The 18,156-nt window shown below is 74.3% G+C and carries 16 protein-coding genes and 1 pseudogene; 11 read left to right on the top strand and 6 right to left on the bottom strand.

Annotation, left to right across the window (positions count from 1 at the left end; all coding sequences use genetic code 11):
• The first annotated feature begins 59 nt into the window (after window positions 1–59).
• The 4 genes from DB32_RS45155 to DB32_RS10745 are packed head-to-tail and all read left to right on the top strand — an operon-like array spanning window position 60 to window position 4,512.
• A complete protein-coding gene (locus DB32_RS45155; protein WP_169791411.1) occupies window positions 60–1,469 on the top strand; it encodes an alkaline phosphatase family protein in 1,410 nt (469 codons plus the stop codon).
• Window positions 1,466–3,142 carry an alkaline phosphatase family protein gene (locus DB32_RS10755; protein ID WP_053232332.1) on the top strand — a complete coding sequence of 559 codons (1,677 nt, stop codon included), beginning with the start codon at window positions 1,466–1,468 and terminating at the stop codon, window positions 3,140–3,142. Before DB32_RS45155 ends, DB32_RS10755 begins: the two co-directional genes overlap by 4 nt.
• A 43-nt stretch (window positions 3,143–3,185) precedes the next feature.
• Complete coding sequence (locus DB32_RS10750; protein ID WP_169791410.1) at window positions 3,186–4,304, top strand: glycosyltransferase; 1,119 nt, start codon at window positions 3,186–3,188, stop codon at window positions 4,302–4,304.
• A 10-nt stretch (window positions 4,305–4,314) separates the two neighbouring features.
• Window positions 4,315–4,512 carry a heavy-metal-associated domain-containing protein gene (locus DB32_RS10745; protein ID WP_053232330.1) on the top strand — a complete coding sequence of 66 codons (198 nt, stop codon included), beginning with the start codon at window positions 4,315–4,317 and terminating at the stop codon, window positions 4,510–4,512.
• Window position 4,513: 1 nt separating this feature from the next.
• On the opposite strand, the gene DB32_RS10740 is transcribed toward DB32_RS10745, so the two are convergent.
• Window positions 4,514–4,963, bottom strand: a complete 450-nt coding sequence (locus DB32_RS10740) for an NUDIX domain-containing protein (protein WP_157068939.1) — start codon at window positions 4,961–4,963, stop codon at window positions 4,514–4,516.
• Window positions 4,964–5,104: 141 nt separating this feature from the next.
• Between DB32_RS10740 and DB32_RS10735 the strand changes: the two genes are divergently transcribed.
• Window positions 5,105–7,369: a PQQ-binding-like beta-propeller repeat protein gene (locus DB32_RS10735; protein ID WP_157068938.1), complete on the top strand. Its 2,265-nt coding sequence runs from the start codon at window positions 5,105–5,107 to the stop codon at window positions 7,367–7,369.
• A 9-nt stretch (window positions 7,370–7,378) separates the two neighbouring features.
• Here the strand turns inward: DB32_RS10735 and DB32_RS10730 are convergent, their stop codons facing one another.
• On the bottom strand, window positions 7,379–8,272 hold the full coding sequence (locus tag DB32_RS10730; RefSeq protein ID WP_053232327.1) for a LysR substrate-binding domain-containing protein: 894 nt from the start codon (window positions 8,270–8,272) through the stop codon (window positions 7,379–7,381).
• A 92-nt stretch (window positions 8,273–8,364) separates the two neighbouring features.
• Between DB32_RS10730 and DB32_RS10725 the strand changes: the two genes are divergently transcribed.
• From DB32_RS10725 to DB32_RS10715, 4 genes and pseudogenes are all read left to right on the top strand, one after another.
• Entirely contained in the window at window positions 8,365–9,138 is a 774-nt protein-coding gene (locus tag DB32_RS10725) for an SDR family NAD(P)-dependent oxidoreductase (protein ID WP_053238763.1), read from the top strand.
• A pseudogene (locus DB32_RS50155) lies at window positions 9,123–9,578 on the top strand (NAD(P)-dependent oxidoreductase); the annotation flags it as partial. The gene DB32_RS10725 and the pseudogene DB32_RS50155, both read left to right, overlap by 16 nt.
• A complete protein-coding gene (locus DB32_RS50150) occupies window positions 9,570–9,995 on the top strand; it encodes an imine reductase family protein (protein ID WP_338054958.1) in 426 nt (141 codons plus the stop codon). The pseudogene DB32_RS50155 and the gene DB32_RS50150, both read left to right, overlap by 9 nt.
• A gap of 105 nt (window positions 9,996–10,100) precedes the next feature.
• A complete protein-coding gene (locus tag DB32_RS10715) occupies window positions 10,101–10,772 on the top strand; it encodes a YceI family protein (protein WP_053232325.1) in 672 nt (223 codons plus the stop codon).
• Between the two features lie 84 nt (window positions 10,773–10,856).
• On the opposite strand, the gene DB32_RS10710 is transcribed toward DB32_RS10715, so the two are convergent.
• Window positions 10,857–11,414, bottom strand: coding sequence for a YdcF family protein (locus DB32_RS10710; protein WP_083457301.1), 558 nt, complete (start codon window positions 11,412–11,414; stop codon window positions 10,857–10,859).
• A 55-nt stretch (window positions 11,415–11,469) separates the two neighbouring features.
• Entirely contained in the window at window positions 11,470–12,114 is a 645-nt protein-coding gene (locus tag DB32_RS10705; RefSeq protein ID WP_169791409.1) for a 2-hydroxychromene-2-carboxylate isomerase, read from the bottom strand.
• A gap of 92 nt (window positions 12,115–12,206) precedes the next feature.
• Between DB32_RS10705 and DB32_RS10700 the strand changes: the two genes are divergently transcribed.
• Entirely contained in the window at window positions 12,207–12,986 is a 780-nt protein-coding gene (locus DB32_RS10700) for a HEAT repeat domain-containing protein (protein WP_169791408.1), read from the top strand.
• A complete protein-coding gene (locus DB32_RS10695; protein WP_053232322.1) occupies window positions 12,983–15,073 on the top strand; it encodes an outer membrane protein assembly factor BamB family protein in 2,091 nt (696 codons plus the stop codon). The genes DB32_RS10700 and DB32_RS10695 overlap by 4 nt, the downstream gene beginning before the upstream one ends.
• A 114-nt stretch (window positions 15,074–15,187) precedes the next feature.
• Here the strand turns inward: DB32_RS10695 and DB32_RS10690 are convergent, their stop codons facing one another.
• Both DB32_RS10690 and DB32_RS10685 read right to left on the bottom strand, forming a co-directional pair.
• Complete coding sequence (locus tag DB32_RS10690; protein ID WP_053232321.1) at window positions 15,188–16,057, bottom strand: carbon-nitrogen hydrolase family protein; 870 nt, start codon at window positions 16,055–16,057, stop codon at window positions 15,188–15,190.
• Window positions 16,057–17,880: a sigma-54-dependent Fis family transcriptional regulator gene (locus tag DB32_RS10685; protein WP_053232320.1), complete on the bottom strand. Its 1,824-nt coding sequence runs from the start codon at window positions 17,878–17,880 to the stop codon at window positions 16,057–16,059. Before DB32_RS10685 ends, DB32_RS10690 begins: the two co-directional genes overlap by 1 nt.
• Window positions 17,881–18,156 lie beyond the last annotated feature (276 nt).

The following is an 18,156-nucleotide window of genomic DNA, read 5'->3' as shown; positions in this document are numbered from 1 at the left end:
CCATCGCGCGGGCGCTCGATCGGGCTCCCGGAGGCGTGGAGGACGTGGTAGGCCGCCGCGTGCTCCTGGTCCTCGGCCTCGACTGCGCGCCGCCTGCGCTCGTCTTCGATCGACTGCACGCACACCTGCCGGTGATCGGCTCCTTGCGTGCGCGCGGGACCTACGGCGCGCTCCGCTCGACGGTGCCGCCGATCACGATGCCGGCGTGGGCGTGCATGGTCTCGGGGCGCGATCCCGGCGAGCTCGGCATCTACGGCTTCCGCAACCGCGTGCCGGGCTCGCGCGCGCTGCGCGTCGCGACCGCCGACGACGTGCGCGCGCCGCGCGTGTGGGACGTGCTCGGCGCGGCGGGACGTCGCAGCGCTGCGCTGTACGTGCCGCCGACCTGGCCGCCGCGCGAGATCGTGAACGGCACGATGGTCTCGTGCCTGCTCACGCCGGGCGCCGACGAGGCGCACACCTGGCCCACGTCGCTCGGCGCCGAGCTCGCGGCGCGCTTCGGCCCGCACACGCCCGACGTGCCGCACGGCACCGCGTCCCATTCGGACCAGAGCGACGACGCGCTGATCGACGCGCTGCACGACGCGGCGACGCAGCACTTCGACGTCGCCGAGCACGTGCTCGCGACGCAGCGCCCCGACCTCTTGATGATGGTCGAGATGGGCACCGATCGACTGCACCACGCGATGTGGCCCGCGCTCGATCCCAGCGATCCGCGGCACGATCCGAGCTCGCCGCGGGTGCGCGACGCGCGCGACTTCTACGCGTTCCTCGACGCGCGCATCGGACGGCTGATGGAGCGCGCGGGGCGCGACGTCACCGTGATGCTCGTGAGCGATCACGGCGCGCGCCCGCTGCGCGGCGGCGTGTACCTGAACGAGTGGCTGCGCCGCGAGGGATGGCTCGTGCTGCGGCGCGAGCCCGACGCGCCGTGCACGATCGAGCACGCGGACGTCGACTGGCCGCGCACCCGCGCGTGGGCCGAGGGCGGGTACTTCGCGCGCGTGGTGCTCAACGTCGCGGGGCGCTTCCCCGACGGCGCGATCGATCCGCGCGACGAGGCGAGCTCGCTGGATGCGCTCGAGGATGCGCTCGTATCGATGCGCGACGAGCACGGGCGCGCGATGCGCAACCGCGTGGTGCGCCCTTCGCGCGAGTACCGCGCGACGAACGGCACGCCGCCCGACCTCATGGTGTTCCTCGACGATCTCGATCGTCGCGCGCTCGGCGAGGTGGGCACCGGGCGCGTGTTCGCGGGTCCCGACGAAGCGGGCGCGTCGCGCGGTCGTGGCGCGGATGGATGCAACCACGACTGGGACGGCATGTTCGTGCTCGCCGGGCCCGAGGTGCCGCGCGCGGGACGCGTCGAGGGCGCATCGATCCACGACGTCGGCGTGAGCGCGCTGCGGCTCTCCGGCGTGGACGTGCCCGAGGGCTGGCTCGGCGGTGATCTGAGGAGGCTGCGATGAGCACGCGTGCGCTGGTGATCGGGCTCGACGGCGCCGACGTGGACGTGATCACGGCGCTCGGCGCGTCGCGCCTGCCGCACCTGCACGCGCTCATGGCGCGCGGCGCGTGGGCGCGCCTGCGCAGCGTGATGCCGCCCGCGACGCTGCCCAACTGGACGACGTTCCTCACCGGCGTCGACCCCGGCGGGCACGGCGTGTTCGACTTCACGGTGCGCGACGGGACGAGCGTGCGGTTCGCCGGCGGCACGGTGCGCGAGGCCCCGACGATCGCGGCGCGCCTCGATCGCCTCGGCATGGCGTGCGCGGTGCTGGGCTTCCCCGCGACGTGGCCGCCCGAGCGCCTCGAGCACGGCGCGTTCGTGAGCGGCTGGGACTCGCCGGTCGCGTTCGAGGCGGATCGCTCGTTCGTGTGGCCGCCTTCGCTGTGGAGCGAGGTGCGCGCGCGCTTCGGCGCGATCCGCTGGGGCGACGTGGACGAGTTCGATGCCGATCGTCCGGGCTGGCACGACGCGCTCGCGGGCAAGCTCGTCGCGCGCATCGACGAGCGCGTCGCGCTCGCGACGTGGATGCTCGAGCGGCGCGCGTGGGACCTCTTCGCGATCTACTTCGGCGAGAGCGACACCGCGTCGCACCACCTCTGGGCGCATCACGATCCGAGCTCGCCGCGGCATCCCGATCGCGTGTCGGACGAGGCGCGCACCGGGCTCGCGCGGGTGTACGAAGCGCTCGATCGCGCGGTGGGCTCGCTCGTCGCGCGCGCCGGTGAGGGCGTCGAGATCACGATCGTGAGCGATCACGGATCGGGCGGTGCCTCGGACAAGGTTCTGTATCTGAACCGCGCGCTCGCGGAGGCGGGGCTGCTCGCGTTCCGGCCCGGTCACGAGGGCACGAGCCCGGTCGCGCGCATCAAGGACCTCGGCCTCGGCGTGCTCGGCCCGCGCGGGCGCGACCTCGTGTTCCGCGCGATGGGCCAGGCGCTGCCGGGTCGGCTCGAGTCGCGCGCGCGCTTCGGCGCGATCGACTTCGCGCGGACGCGCGTGTTCTCCGACGAGCTCAACTACTTCCCGGCGCTGCACTTCAACCTGCGCGGGCGCGAGCCCGAGGGCGTCGTCGATCCGCGCGAGGTCCCCGCGCTGCGCGCGCGCGTCGAGTCGCTCGCGGAGGCGCTGCGCGATCCGTGGACCGGTGAGCGCGTGATCACGAACGTGTGGTCGCGCGAGGAGCTCTATCGTGGGCCCTTCGTGTTCCGCGCGCCCGATCTGCTGCTCGAGCTCGCGCTCGATCGGGGGCACTCGTGGAACCTCTTGCCGTCGGCGAGCGCACCGCCCGGCACCGGCGCGTTCCGCAAGCTCGCGCCGAGCGAGCACCTCGGGCGCAAGGGTCGATCGCTCCCGGGGAGCCATCGCGCGCGCGGCCTCTTCGTCGCGGCGGGACCGCGGGTGCGCGCGGCCGGCGAGATCGACGCGCGCATCGCCGACGCGACCGCGACGCTGCTCGCGCGGCTCGACGTGCGTCCGGGCGCCGAGCTCGCCGGGCGTGTGCTGCGCGAGGCGTTGGTGCGCGGCGCGGCTCCGTCGCGCGAGCTGCCCGCCGTCGACCGCAGCGAGCGGGGATCGAGCGGCGATCTCGCGCGCACCGAGGCGCGCCTGCGCGCCCTCGGCTATGTCGACTGAGCGCCGCGTGTCGACTGAGCGCCGCGTGTCGACTGAGCGCCGCGTGTCGATTGAGCAACACGTCTCGGCCGACGTGCTGCACGTCGCCGCGCTGCCCTTCCCTTCGCCCCAGGGCACGCAGGCCGCGATCGCCGCGATGATGCGCGCGCTCGCCGATGCCGATCGCGACGCGCGCCTCCTGACCTACGCGCACGGCGCCGCGGAGAGCGAGCCGCCGCGCTTCACGCACCTGCGGTTGCGACGCGCGTACGGCGATCGCTCGCTGCGCTCGGGCCCGTCGCTCGCCAAGATCGCGCAGGACGTCGCGCTCGCTCGCGCGATCGCGCAGGCGCGACCGGAGATCGTCGTCGCGCACCACGTCGAAGCCGCGGGCGCGGCGCTGATGGCGCGCGCGCCGAGAGTGGTCTTCGTCGCGCACACCGCGCTCGGCCCCGAGCTCCCGACGTACTTCGCGGCGCGCTGGGGAGGGATTGCCATGCGCGCGGGAGACGCGCTCGATCGCGCGCTGGTGCGCCGCGCCGACGCCGCGCTCGCGGTGTCTCCGGTGCTCGCGCGTACCCTCTCGACGCTCGCCGATCGCGAGGTGCGCTGGCTCCCGATCCCGTGGGCGCTCGCCGCGCCGATCACGCCCGACGAGCGCGTCGCGGCGCGGGCCGCGCTCGGCCTCGCGGCGCACGACGAGGTGCTGCTCTACGCGGGCAACCTCGATCGTTATCAGGGCCTCGATGCGTTGTGGTCGGCGTTCGCCGCGCTTCGTGCGCGGCGCCCTGCGCTGCAGCTCGTCGTCGCGACCGCGAGCGACACGCGCGACGCGCCGGGACGCGTCGTCGCGCTCGACGGAAGCGAAGCGCAGCGACGCGCGCTCCACGCGGCAGCGGATCTCGTCGTGGTCCCGCGCGAGTCCGAAGGCGGGCTGCCGATCAAGCTCATCGACGCGCTCGCGCGCGGGGTGCCGGCCGTGTGCGTGCCGCGCGCGACCGCCGGCCTCGCGCTCGACGACGTGGTCCTCGCGTCGCCCCAGCTCGCCGATGCGATCGATCGTGCGCTCGACGATCGCGAGCTGCGCGCGCAGCTCGCCACTGCGGGACCGCGCTTCGTCGCGCGCGAGCTCTCCGCGTCGCGCTTCCTCGCGGTGCTCGACGGCGTGCTCTCCGAGCACTAGACGCTCGGGCATGAAGAAGGTCGACCTCCAGGTGCAGGGCATGAGCTGCGGGCACTGCGTGAAGGCCGTCGAGGACGCGCTGCGCCTCGTCGACGGTGTGCGCCGCTACGACGTCGAGATCGGCAAGGCGACCGTCGAGTGCGAGGAGCACGTGCGACGCGACGCGCTCGTCGCCGCGATCCAGGACGCCGGCTTCGAGGTCGGCTGAGTCAGCGCGCGAGCGCGCGCTTCACCGCTTCGACCAGGCGCGTCGGCATCGGGCTCGCTTCGACCTCGGCGAGCGTCCACCACGCGTGCGCGTCGTGCTCGTCCGAGCGCCGCACCTCGCCCGCGATCCACGCCGCGCGGTAGACGATCAGCGCCATCGGTCGCTCGCGGCGTCGCATCGCATACGCGTCGATCGGCGTCGCATCGACGCGCACCTCGAGGCCGGTCTCTTCGCGCACCTCGCGCGTCACCGCGTCGATCGGCTGCTCGTCCGCCTCGAGCCGCCCCGAGCACGTCTCCCAGATGCCCGCGCCCGCGTCCTTCGTGGCCGCGCGTCGCATCGCGAGCACGCGCCGCGCGCCGTCGGGATCGTCGCGCACGATCACCGCGACGACCGCGACGACGAACGCGTCCTTCTCTTCTGCGCGCGCGATCGACATCGGATCGCGCACGGATCCCGATCTCGCGCGCGCCGTCAAACAAGCGACGAAAACGCGCGAAAAATGGATCTGCGTACGTGCGCCTACCTACGATTCGCACGGGTCGTCGATCAGCACGAGCGACGCACCGAGAGCGCACGAGGCGATGCACGGATGACGGTGATCCAGCTCCACCCGCGGCCGCGTCACGACGACGAGAAGGCTCTTCCCCTCGCCACCGAGGGCTCGCTCCTGACGCTCCTGCTCGGCGCCGCGGCGACGGGCGACGCTCCGCTCACCGAGCTCCCGGCGCTCGGCGACCTGCTCGGCGCGCTGCTCGCGATGGCCGAGGGCACGCGGCGCAAGTCGCTGCTGCCGATCACCGCGCACCCCGCGGAGTGGGCGATCCTGCGGCGCGGCGCGAACGTGCTCGTGTCCTACTACCACACGGACTCGACGCCCGACGTGGTGGTGCTCGATCGACGCGTGCCGCTGCGCGCGCTCCTCGAGGCGACGAGCAGCGCGCTCGCGGCGCGGCTCGATGGCGAGGACGATCCGTGGACCCGCGAGCTCGGCGCGCGGCTCGTGCAGCGCGCGACCGAGGTCGTGATCGCCGCCGACGCCGACAGCGGCCTCTGCGCGACCCGCCGCATGGGCGGCGCGCTCGAGGATCCCGGCGAGAAGCAGCCGCTCTCGTTCGGGTTCGAGGCGGCGATCTTCGCGTCGCCCGAGAGCCCGCGCGACGTGGTCGCGCACGCCGACGTGCACGCGATGCTCTTCGGCGGCGCGCTCTGGGCGTGGGTGCGCGGCCGTCGCATCCCGCTCGCGCGCGGCCCGATCATGCTCGCGGTGCAGCGGATGGTGAGCGCGGTGCGCGCGCTGATCGAGGCCGCGGAGAACGAGCGCACGATGAACGTGCGCCTGCGCTCGGGCGGGTTCGTGATCGGCCTGCGCCGCGACAAGGACGGCGAGATCGCGCTCACGCTCGGCAGCGACGAGGACGGCGTGGTGACGATCCCCGCGCTCGATCTCCCCGGCGCGACCCTGCCGATCCTGCGCATCGCATCGGACCTCGTGCGCGCGCTCGTCGGCGTCGATCGCGCGCAGACGCGCAACCTCCGCATCACCGCGCTCCGCGACGAGGTGCGCCGCCTGCGCCGCACCGTCCGCGCGCGCTCGCGCACCGAGGGCTTCGTCAACGGCGATCCCGATCGCCTGCGCGCGTCGTCGCCGCCCGACGCGCCGCGCACGGTCGCGAGCACCACGAGCCCGGGGCACCTGCGCTTCACGCCTCGCTGGAGCGCCGCGATCGACGGGCTCGACGCGGCGACGACGTTCCTCTGCGGCGATCGCCTCGTGGTCGCGACGCCGCGCCGCGTGCTCGCGCTCCATCGCGACGACGGTCAGGTGATCTGGCAGCGCGAGGGCGCAGGCGCGCTCGCGATGCTCGCGGGGACCGCGCTGGTGCGGCTCGGGCTCGACGGGCTCGTCGAGCTGCGCGACGTGGGCAGCGGCGAGGCGCTGCTGCGCACGAAGCTCGCGCCGCGCCTCGGCGGCCCGCCCGCCGGGCTCGTCGTCTCCGGCGGTCCGATCCCGCCGACCGCGGTGATCGCCGAAGGACGCGATCGCCTGGCCGCGGTCGATCTGCGCACCGGCGAGCTGCGCTGGCGCTTCTCGGGACGCGGCGCGGGCGACTTCCAGGTGGTGCGCAGCGGCCGTCTCTTGCTGGTCGTCGCGGGCGACGGAGCGGTCCACGCGATCGACGCGGTCAACGGCGAGGTCGCGTGGCGGCACACGGCGAGCACGCGCTTCTGTCTGCGCCCGCTGGTCTGCGGCGAGACCGTGATCGCGGTGACCGGCGAGCCCGGCCGCGGCGAGGGCGAGATCGTCGGTCTCGATCTCTACAGCGGCCGCGAGCGCTTCCGCCGCGCGCTCGGCGGGCCCTGCGTCAGCGCACCGATCGCCGCGGGATCGCTCGCCGTGGTCGCGGTCGGCGGCGGCCGTCGCGGCTCGCTCGTCGCGTTCGATCCCGGGACCGGCGCGCTGCGCTGGTCGAGCCCCGATCCCGGCCTCGGCATCGGCGGCGCGGCGCTCGCGCTCGATCGCGCGCTCGTGATCAACACGCCTCGCGGCAGCGTGCACGCGCTCGATCTCGCGACGGGCGAGGCGCTCTGGTCGCGCAACCTCGCGCACCCCGTCAGCGACGACGTGCCGCGCCGGCTCGACCCGGTGCTGCGCGGCGGCGCGCTGTTCGTCCCCGCGGCGACCGTGCACGTGCTGCGCACCGCGGACGGCAGCTCGATCGGCGGCGCCCTGCCCTGCGATCTCGTGCCCGACGTGATGCACGTCGACGAGCGCGGCTGGGTGTTCGTCGCGGAGGAGAGCGGCCACCTCGCCGCGCTCGCCCCGGCGCCGCACCTCACGCTGCTGCGCACCTGATCGCGCGCGTCAGGCGCGCTCTGCCATGCGCGTCGCCAGGAAGTCCGAGACCGCGCGCACGGCGGGCAGCATTGCGCGGCGGCTCGGCGTCAGGATCGTCGTCGTCACCTTCCCCGCGGTCCACGCCGGGAGCACGCGCATCAGCGTGCCCGACTCGATCTCGGCGCGGCACAGCTGGCTCGGCAGCACGGTGATCCCCAGACCGCCGGCCGCCGCGCGAGAGAGCACCAGGGAATCGTCGGCGAACATCCGCGCGACCGGGCGCACCTCGAGCGTCGCGCCGCGCGGGCCCTCGAGCCGCCACTGCGGGCGCGCCGGGTCGACCAGCAGCGCGTCGTGCGCCGCGAGCTCCGACGGATGCGCCGGAGTCCCCCGTCGAGCGAGGTAGTCCGGAGACGCGACGATCCAGAACGGATCCACCGCGACGCGCCGCTGCACGAGATCGGAGTCCGGCAGATCGCCGAAATGCGATCGAATCGCCAGATCGAATCCCTCGTACGCGAGATCGACGAATCGATCCGTCGCGTGCAGCGACACGCGGAGCGCGGGATATCGATTGGCGATCTCCGGCAACAATTCACCCATCCATCGCCGCGCGGTCGGAATCGAGCACGTGATTCGCACCAGTCCGCTCGGCTCCGCCAAGCGCCCTTTCACGACTCGCTCGGCGGCCTCGGCCTCGACGATCATCGCGGATGCGTGTCGATGGAATTCGCGCCCCACGTCGGTCAGCGCGAACCGCCGCGAATTCCGGTGCACCAGCGTGACGCCGAGCGCCTCTTCGAGCGCGGCGATCCGCTTGCTCATCGTCGACTTCGGGATCCCCAGCGCGCGGGCTGCAGCTGTGAAGCCATTGCGGTCCACGGCCTGGACGAAGAGGTGCACGTCGTTGAGATTCAGCATGCAGCGAAGTCCACGCGCGTGAACGATGCGTCCACGACTGCGACATGTTCGAGCCGAGTCGGCGCGCGTAGACCACGACGATGGTCGACAGCATCCATCGCTACAAGGGCCGGCGCGCAGTCGTCGTCGGCGGAACGCACGGAATCGGGCTCGCCACCGCAGAGGCGTTGATCGCGGGCGGCGCAGAGGTCCTGGTCACCGGCCACAACGAGGCGAACGTCCGCGCCGCCGCCGAGAGGCTCGGCGCGCGCGGTCACGCGCTCCGATCCGACGTCTCGAGCCTCTCCGACGTCGCCGCGCTCGCGCGCGAGGCCCGATCGCGGCTCGACGTGATCGATCTGCTCTTCGTCAACGCGGGCATCGCCGAGCTCGGCCCCGTCCACGAGGTGACGCCCGAGTCGTACGACCGGCAGTTCGCCGTCAACACCCGCGGGGCGTTCTTCACCGTGCAGGCGATCGCGCCGATCGTGCGCGACGGAGGCGCGATCGTATTGACGTCGTCGGTCGCCGACACCGGCGGTGAGCCCGGCATGGCCGTCTACTCCGCGACGAAGGCCGCCCTCGTGTCGTTCACGTCGTCGTTCGCGGCGGAGCTCCTGCCGCGCCGCGTCCGCGTCAACTGCGTGTCTCCCGGGTTCATCGACACGCCGACGAAGGGCGTCGCGGGCCTGGGCGCGGCGGAGCGCGCCGCGTTCGCGGCGCTCGGCGACTCGGTCACGCCGATGGGCCGCAACGGGAGCCCGGAGGAGGTCGCGCGCGCCGTGCTCTTCCTCGCGTTCGACGCGACGTTCACCACCGGCGCGAAGCTCGCGATCGACGGCGGCCTCGGCCAGCGCCTCGGCGTGCCGGCGAAGGAGGGCGCATGACGCGCATCGCGATGCTGGGCCTCGGCGCGATGGGCAGCGAGCTCGCGCGCGTGCAGCTCGAGGGCGGCGCGTCGGTCGCGGTGTGGAACCGCACCCCGGGCAAGGCTCCGTCGCTGGACGCGCTCGGCGCCACGCGGGCCGCGACGCCCGACGACGCGATCCGTGACGCGGATCTCGTCGTCGTCTGCCTCTCGAACGACGACGCGACGCGCGCGGTGCTCGACCCGCTCGCGACGCGCCTGCGCGGCAAGACGCTCGTCAACCTCACGAACGGCACGCCCGCGCAGGCGCGTCGCATGGCGCGCTGGGCGAGCGACCACGACGTCCGCTACGTGGACGGCGGGATCATGGCGACACCCGAGATGATCGGCGCGCCGCACGCGCTCGTGCTCTACGCGGGCGACGCCGCCGCGTTCGAGCAGCATCGCGACGTGCTCGCGCGCTTCGGCGCGCCGCGCTTCGTCGGCGACGATCCCGGGCGCGCAGCGCTGCTCGATCTCGCGCTGCTCACCGGGATGTGCGGGCTCTTCGCGGGCGCGCTCCAGGCGATCGCGATGGCGCGCCACGGCGGCGTCGCGGCCGAGGAATTCGCGGGCCTCCTCGTGCCGTGGCTGCACGCGATGAACGGCCTCGTGCCGGCGATCGCGACGTCGGTCGACACCCGCCGGTTCGAGGGCGGCTCGAGCCTCGCGATGCAGGTCCTCGCGCTCGACAACCTGATCGAGGCGAGCCGCGAGTCCGGCACCGACACCACGCTCCTCACCACGATGCAGGGGTGGATGCGCGCGTGCGTCGACGCAGGCCACGGCGCGGACGATCTGGGGCGCCTGATCGACGTGATCCGCCCGGTTTCCTGAGCACGCGACGGGAACCATCGATCGCATCGATGGTTCCCGTCGAAAACCATCACTTCCGTCGAGACCCACCGGGCCCCAGAGTCGGCGCACCAAGGAGAGCTGGACATGAATCGCACTGCGCTCGCCCTCGCTTCGCTTCTCGCGCTCGCCGCGTGCGGCAGCGATCACACCGAAGGCGTCTCGACCGCCACCGTCGCCGAGCCCGCCGCCGCTGCCGCGCCCGCGGCCGAGCCCACGGCCGCTGCGCCCGCCGCGCGCGAGACCCTCCAGATCGATCGCGCGTCGTCGTCGGTCGGCTTCACCGGCGCGAAGATCACCGCGACCCACGACGGGTCGTTCTCGGACTTCGCCGGCACGATCGACCTGAACCCGGCGGACGTCACCGCGAGCGCGGTGCGCATCACCGTGCAGATGGCGTCGCTCAGCATCGAGCCCGCGCAGCTCTCCACGCACCTGCTCACGCCCGACTTCTTCGACGCGCCTCAGTTCCCGACCGCGACCTTCGAGTCGACGGCGGTGCGCGCCGGCGGCGAGGGCCAGGTGGGCGGTCAGCCCGCGACCCACACCGTCACGGGCAACCTCACGATGCGCGGCACGACGCGCGCGGTCTCGTTCCCCGCGATCGTCTCCGTCGAGCCGACGGGCGTGCGCGCGCAGAGCGAGTTCACCATCAACCGCCGCGACTTCGGCATCGTGTACCCGGGCATGCCCGACGACCTCATCCGCGACGAGGTCGTGATCCGCTTCGACGTGCGCGCTCCGCGCAGCGCGAGCTGATCGCCCACGATCCCCACGACGGAGGCCGCCCCACCTCGCGCGAGGTCGGGCGGCCTCGTCACGTCCGTCAGCACAGCGTCGTCGTCACCGCAGTGCCCAGTCGCGCACGAGCAGCGGCACCTCGCGCAGCGCGCCCTTGGTGCGCACCCACGGCCCCGCGGTGACCGGCGACACCGCGACCTCGTCGAACTCGCGCGCGAAGACGAGCGCGGCGCGCGTCGCGTGGAAGCCGTCGGTGACGATCAGCACGCGGCGCGCGTCGGTGAGGGCGCGCGCGAACCGCGCGTTCTCCGCGGTCGACGTCGAGCGCTCCTCGAGGATCATCGCGTCGTCGGGCACGCCGCGCTCGCGCAGGATCGCGGCGGCCGCGCGCGCTTCGCTCGGCGGATGCGACCCGACGCCCCCGGTCAGCACCACGAGCGGCGCGCGCCCGTCCAGCCACAGCGACGCCGCGCGACGGGCGCGGCGCGCGAGCACGCGCGAGGCGCGCCCGTCTTCGTTCACGCGGCACCCCAGCACGACGATCGCGTCGTAGGCGCCCTCGGGCGCGACGCGCGCGCCGCGCGCTTCGATCGCGACCGCGGCCGCGACCCACGCCGCGACCGCCGCGCCCACGAGCATCACGCTCCACCGCCGCAGCATCCACCGCCCAGCATGCCGACCCGTCGTGGCGCGATCGTGGCGATGCCGAGGAGAGTCATGCGCCGCTGCGCCGCGCACCCACCGGCGCGGCGTCGAACGCCGCGAGCACGTCGCGATCGACCGCGAGCTCGCCCGCGAGGAAGCGCTCGAGGTGCGGGAACGAGTCGCAGCCCCAGAACATCTCGCCGTCGACCAGCACCGTCGGCACGCCGAACACGCCCGCCGCGATCGCCTCGTCGGTCACGCGGCGCAGCGACGCTTTGACCTCCGACGACTCCGCGCGCGCGAGCGCGTCGTCGCCCAGCCCGACCTCGCGCGCGATCGCGGCGAGCGTCTCGGAATCCGCGAGGTCCTCACCGCGCGCCCACGCGCCCGCGAACAGCCGATCGATCAGCGCGCGCCGCGTCGCGCGATCCATCTCGATCGACGTGAGCCGCAGCGCGGTCAGCGAGCGGAACGGGATCGCGCGCGGCGCCGCGATCGGCACGTCCCACGCGCTCGCGATGCGCAGCACGTCGCGCACGAGGTAGCGCCGCTTCGCGTCGACCTCCGCGGGCCCGCGGGTGCCGTGCGCGCCGAGCAGCCCCGCGAAGAGCACCGGCACCGGCTCGACCTCGCGCCCGGCGCACGCCGCGACGCCGTGGATGCGCGACCACGCGAGGTACGCGTACGGGGAGAGGAAGTCGAAGAGGAATCGCATCGGTCTCGTGCCGATCTGCCATGCGATGCGTGTCGCCGTCACCTCCATTCCCGCGTCTCGGGTACGCTGCGGCGGGGAGCCGAGGAGAATGGATGCGTCGACGCGTTGATCTCGCCCTGGTGCTCTGCTTCGCCTTCTTCTTCTTCACCTTCGTCACGCCGGCCGCCGGGCAGTCGCTCGAGGCCACCGACCCCGTCGAGATCGAGCGCGCGATCACGGCGGCCGCGCGTCCCGGAGATCGCGCGCTCGCGACCCAGCTCGCCGCGCGCATCGACGCGGGGCTGCCCGCGCCGCTGCTCTCGCGCGCGATCGAGTCGCTCGTGCAGAACGGATCGCCGCCCGCGGTCTCGGCGCTGCTCACGCTCGCGCACCACCGGCGCGGCGCGGTGCGCGCGCAGGTCGCGCGCGGCCTCGTGCGATCGCGATCCGCCAACGCGCGCAGCGCGCTCGCCGATCTGCTCGACGACCCCGAGGCCGAGGTGCGCTCCGCCGCCGCCGTCGCGCTCGGCGAGGTCGGCGCGCAGGGCGTGATGGACACGGTCATGCTCGCCACGCTGCGCGGCGTGCCCGAGGCCGCGATCCTCTTCGGCACCCAGGCGAGCGCGCAGGACGTCGCGCGCTTCCTGCGCCGCCTCGACGCGACGGCGCTCGAGGCGAGCGCGCCCGCGCTGCGCATCCTGCTCGAGCGCGCGAACGTGCAGCGCCCCACGAAGCTCGCGATCGTGCAGCGCCTCGCCGCGCTCGAGGGCCCGCTCTCGGCGCGCGTGCTGCGCGAGGTCGGCGCGACGCTCCCCGAGAACGACCCGGTGCGACGCGCGATCGATCAGGCGCTCGCCACCGAGGACGCCGCGGCGCCGGAGGTGACCCAGTGAGGCGCGCGATCCTCGTGCTCGCGTGCGCGCTCGCCGCGTGCGGCGGCGGCGCGTTCGAGCCGCAGTACCCCGAGCGTCAGGAGCCGCACATGAGCGGCGTGATGCGCGAGCTCGCGCAGACGCCGCCGCGCACCGCCGATCCCGTGATCGTCGCGGTCACGACCTCGCCGCCCGGCCTGCTGTGCTGGGATCTGCGCGCGGGACGCGAGCGCTGGCGCGTGGAGACCGACGCGCGCTCGACGCCGATCGTCGCAGGCGAGCACGTCGTCACGACCGAGGCGGACGCTGTCGTCGTCCGCAGGCTCGCCGACGGCGGGCGCGTGCTCGCGCTCGACGAGGAGGATCTCCACCTCGTCGGCGCCGACGGCGAGGCCGGCACGCTCGTCGTCGCGCTCGCGCGCGGCGAAGGCGAGACCCCGCTCGGCTACGTCGTCGGCGTGCGCGACGGAGGCGTCGCGTGGTCGCACGAGCTCTCGCTCTCGGTGGGCAGCCCCGCGGTCGCGGGCGCGCTCGTGCTCGTCCCGTGGGGCCACCAGCGCCTCTCGATCCTCGACGCGACCACCGGCGTCGAGCGGCTCCGGCTGCGCATGGAGCACGGCGTGCTCGGCCACGCGATGCACGACGGCGGGCGCGTGATGGTCGGACAGCACCGCCTGTACCCGGTCACCGCCGAGCTCTTCGAAGACGAGCGCGCACAGCGCCGCGCCGGCATCGAGCCGCGCGGGCGTCCGCTGCCCGGACAGCCGCCGCTGCTGCCCGACGCGTACGAGCCGCGCATGAACGCGGAGAGCGCGCGCAACCGCGTGCGCCTCGCGTGGTCGCTCGCCGACGGAGAGCCCGCGTCGTTCGCCGACGACGCGCTCTACTTCGTGTTCTACCGGCTCGTGTTCGGGCTCGCGTCGGGCGAGGACGAGGTCCGGTGGGTGCACGATCGCGAGCACGACGTCGTCGGCGCCGACGCGGTGCCCGGTGGCATCGTCGTGCTCACCGACGACGGGCGCATCTCGTTGCTCGGCGCGCGCGACGGTCGCCCTCGCCTCGAGGCGAGCCTCGGCGTCCCGGTGCGCGCCGCCGACGTGCGCGCCGACGGGCTCGCGGTGCCCGACGCGAGCACCACCGCGCCGGCGGCGCCGCTGCGCGAGCAGCTGCACCAGATCGCGTCGCTCGACGACGTGCGCATCGGCGCGGGCCGCGCGTTCGCGATCCGCTTCCTCGCGCGCGATCCCAGCGCCGACGTCACCGCGCAGCTCGTCGCGCTGTGCGCCGATCGCACCGACACCTCCCAGGCGCGCACCGCGGCGTGCGAGCAGGTCGCGCAGCGCGCGCAGGGCGAGCAGCACGTGCTCGCGGCGCTGCGCGGCGGCGCGTCGTACCTCGAGCAGCGCCCCGCGCCGCCGATCGCGGCGCTCGCGCGCGCCGCGGGGACGATGCGCCTGCGCCAGGCGCTGCCGTACCTCGTCACCCACCTCGAAGATCCCGCGACGCCGGTCGACGAGCTGCCGGGGCTCTTCGAGGGGCTCGCCGCGCTCGGCGATCCCCGCGCGCTCCCGCCGATCGAGCGCTTCCTGCGCCTCTATCACGCGGACGCGACCGACGCGCGCATGATCGATGCGCTCGCCGCGGCGGCGCGCGCGATCCTCGCGCTCGCGCCCGCGCGGCTCGACTCGGTGCGCGGCCTCGCCGACGATCCGCTCGCGCCCGCGCCGGTGCGAGAGCGGCTCGCACACGCGCTCGTGCCGCCGACGCCCGAGCCCGCGCCGGCCGCGGCGACGCCGCCCCCGCGGCAGCCCGCGCCCGAGCCTCCGCCCGAGCCCGCCGCGGATCTCCCCGAGGCGATCACCACCGAGATGACCGACGCGGTGATGGCCCCGGTGCAGGCGCGCCTGCGCCGCTGCCTCGAGCGCGCCGAGGGCGACCCGCTCCCGTCCGCGCGCATCGCGCTGATGATCGACGAGCAGGGCGCGATCCAGACCGTCTCGGTCACCCCGCCCGAGCTCCAGCCGTGCGTCGAGCCGCTGGTCCGCCCGCGCACCTTCCCGCGCACGCGACGCGGCCGCGAGGTCGTGGTGCACACCGTCCGGCGCTGAGCCGATCGAGAATCCACCGCAGAGATCACAGAGAGCCGCAGAGAGCGCGCAGGACATCCTCCTGCACCATCTCTGCGGCCCTCCGCGGCCCTTTGCGGTGCATCCCCCCGAGTCTCAGCGCGTCGCGCCGATCACTCGATGGCGCAGCGAGGGCAGGCTCCCGCGCACCTTCTCGACCACGGTGGTGTCGATCCACGCCGTCGCGAAGCCCTCGCCCTCGCCGCACTCCGCGAGGATCGTGCCCCACGGATCGCAGATCAGCGCGTGGCCGTAGCTGCGGCGCTGCCCGAAGTGGTGCCCGGTCTGCGCGGCCGCGAGCACGTACGACTGCGCCTCGATCGCCCGCGCTCGCAGCAGCACGTGCCAGTGATCCTTGCCGGTCGTCAGCGTGAACGCCGCGGGCACCGCCAGCGCGATCGCGCCGCGATCGACGAGCCCGCGGTAGAGCTCGGGGAAGCGCACGTCGTAGCAGACGCTCAGTCCCAGCTTGCCGAACGGCGCGTCGGCGACGACCAGCTCCGAGCCCGGCTCGACCGTCGCGGACTCCTCGAGCTTCGTGCCGTCGGGCAGGTCGACGTCGAAGAGATGGATCTTGCGGTACACCGCGCGCACCGCGCCGTGCTCGTCGACGTGCACACACGCGTTGCGCACCTTGCCGGCGCTCGCGCCCTTCTCCCAGAACCCGCCGAGCACCAGCTGCGCGCCGCTGCGCTTCGCGAGCTCGCCCATCCGCGCCAGGATCGGACCGCCCGGGGTCGCAGCGCGGCCGGGGGTCGACAGGGGGGCGGAGCCCTCCGGGGAAGGCAGCTCCTCGGCGATCTCGAGCTTGCCGTTCTCGGGGCCGAGGTACGCGAAGCACTCGGGGATCACGACCAGCTTCGCGCCGTCCGCCGCCGCCTCGCCGACCAGACGCTCGACCGTGCGCAGGTTCGCCTCGACGTCGCCGGTCGACGTCATCTGCACCACACCGACCTTGGTCTTCATCACTCGTCCTCTTCGCCCAGCTCGTCGTCGTCGCCCTCGGCGCCCGCCCAGAGCTTGCGGATGCCGTGCGACTTCATCTTGTGGACGAGCGTGCGCAGCGGCATGCGCAGGATCTTCGCGGCCTGCGTCTGGTTGCCGCCCGCGCGGCGCAGCGCCTCGAGGATCAGCTCGGTCTCGTACTGGCGCACGCGGTCCTTGAAGTCCGCGTCCGCATCGTCGGCGCGCGCCGGCACCGAGACCCCGGGCGAGCTCGGCGGCGGCGCGCTCTCCACGTGCGTGATGCGCTCGCCGAGATCCTCGGCGCGGATCGCGTCGCCCGCGCACACCAGCGCGGCGCGCTCGATCACGTTGCGCAGCTCGCGCACGTTGCCCGGCCACGCGTAGCTGCGCAGCAGCGCGCGCGCCTGCGGGTCGAACGTGCGCACCGCGAGCCCGCTCGCCTTGCTCGCCTCCTCGAGGAAGAGCTCGGAGAGCACGTCGATCTCCTCGGGGCGCTCGCGCAGCGGCGGCACGCGCAGCGTCATCGCGTTGAGCCGGTACAGCAGATCGCGGCGGAAGGTGCCCGAGGCGACCATCTGCTCGAGGTCTCGGTGCGTCGCCGCGACCACGCGCACGTCGCACTCGATCTCCTGCACCGAGCCGACGCGGGTGACCCGCTTGGTCTCCAGCACGCGCAGCAGCGCGGCCTGCGCGGCGGCGCTGAGCTCGCCGACCTCGTCGAGCATCACGGTGCCGCCGTCCGCCTGCTCGAAGAGCCCCGGCGCGGCGCGCTCGGCGCCGGTGAACGCGCCCTTCTCGTGCCCGAAGAGCACGCTCTCGATCAGCGTCGCGGGGATCGCGCCGCAGTTGATCGAGCGCAGCGGGCGCGAGCGTCGCGGCGACTCCGCGTGGATCGCCCGCGCCACGACCTCCTTGCCCGCGCCGGTCTCGCCTTGGATCAGCACCGGGATCGACGAGCCCGCGATCTTGCGCACCAGCGCGTAGACCTCGCGCATCGCCGGCGACGCGACCACGACGCTGCGCGACGCGGCGTCGGGCTCCTGTCCGCTCGCGTGCCTCACCGCGCTCGACGGAGTCGCGGCGCGCGCCGCGTCGCGCGCGCGATCGAGCAGCTCCTGCGCCGAGCGCGCCTCGGGCCACGTCGCGATGCCGCACACCAGCGGCGGCTCGCCGAGCGCCGGCGTGACCAGCGACGACGCCACGCGATGCGCCTGCTCACGATCGGTCTCCGGCAGCATCGCGAGCACCGCGCCGGGCGCGTAGAGCGAGATCGTGTCGATCGGTCGCAGCGTCCCGCGGATGCGCGGCAGCCAGCGCGCCGCGTGCCCCGAGCCGACCGCGACCGCGCGCACCATGAGCAGCGCGAGCGGGCGACCGAACGTGCGCGCGCGCAGCACCTCGTCCTCGAGCCGCGCGAGGAACCGCTCGTGCGCGATCACGCCGCGCAGCAGCGCGTCGGCCGAGACCGTCACGTTCACCGACGCGGTCGCCGCGCCGAGCTGCACCGTCTCGCCGGGCGCGACCGAGACGCGCGTCGTGATGCGCTCGCCGCGCACGTGGGTGCCGTTCGTCGAGCCGAGATCCTCGATCCAGAGCTGCCCCTGCTGCCAGCCGATGCGCGCGTGCTGGCGCGAGAGCGAGAGGTCGTCGACGACGACGTCCGCGGGGAACGCGCGGCCGATCACGAGCGGGCGATCCGGCTCGAGCGGCACGACCTTCACGCCACCGTGCAGGTAGATCAGCAGCGACGCCTGGGCGCGCATCGGCACCGAGTGCGCGGACGCGTCGTGGTCGACGGTGGTCTTGTCCTCGGGGGTCGTCATCGCTCCTGGACGTCCGGCATACCGCGATGCGGGCGCGGCGGGAAGCCGCGTCGACGCCGCGCTCGTCCGCCGGTCGCACCCGTCGATCGCGCGTCGACGAGCCCCGCGTCGGCACCGCCGACCACATCCTCGTGTCGAGACGACCCACCCGTCGGCGCCGCGGACCGCGCCTCGTCGTCTCCGCGATCCACCCGTCCGACCTGACGACCGCGTCGTCGAGGCTCGAAGAGGCACCCGTCAGCTCGGACGGACGCATCTTCGAGATCCCACGATCCA

Origin of the sequence: Sandaracinus amylolyticus, assembly GCF_000737325.1 — a bacterium.
GTDB classification, from domain to species: domain Bacteria; phylum Myxococcota_A; class Polyangia; order Polyangiales; family Sandaracinaceae; genus Sandaracinus; species Sandaracinus amylolyticus.
Note: the sequence above shows the minus strand (reverse complement) of the source record. Positions and strands in the feature narration are given on the sequence as shown.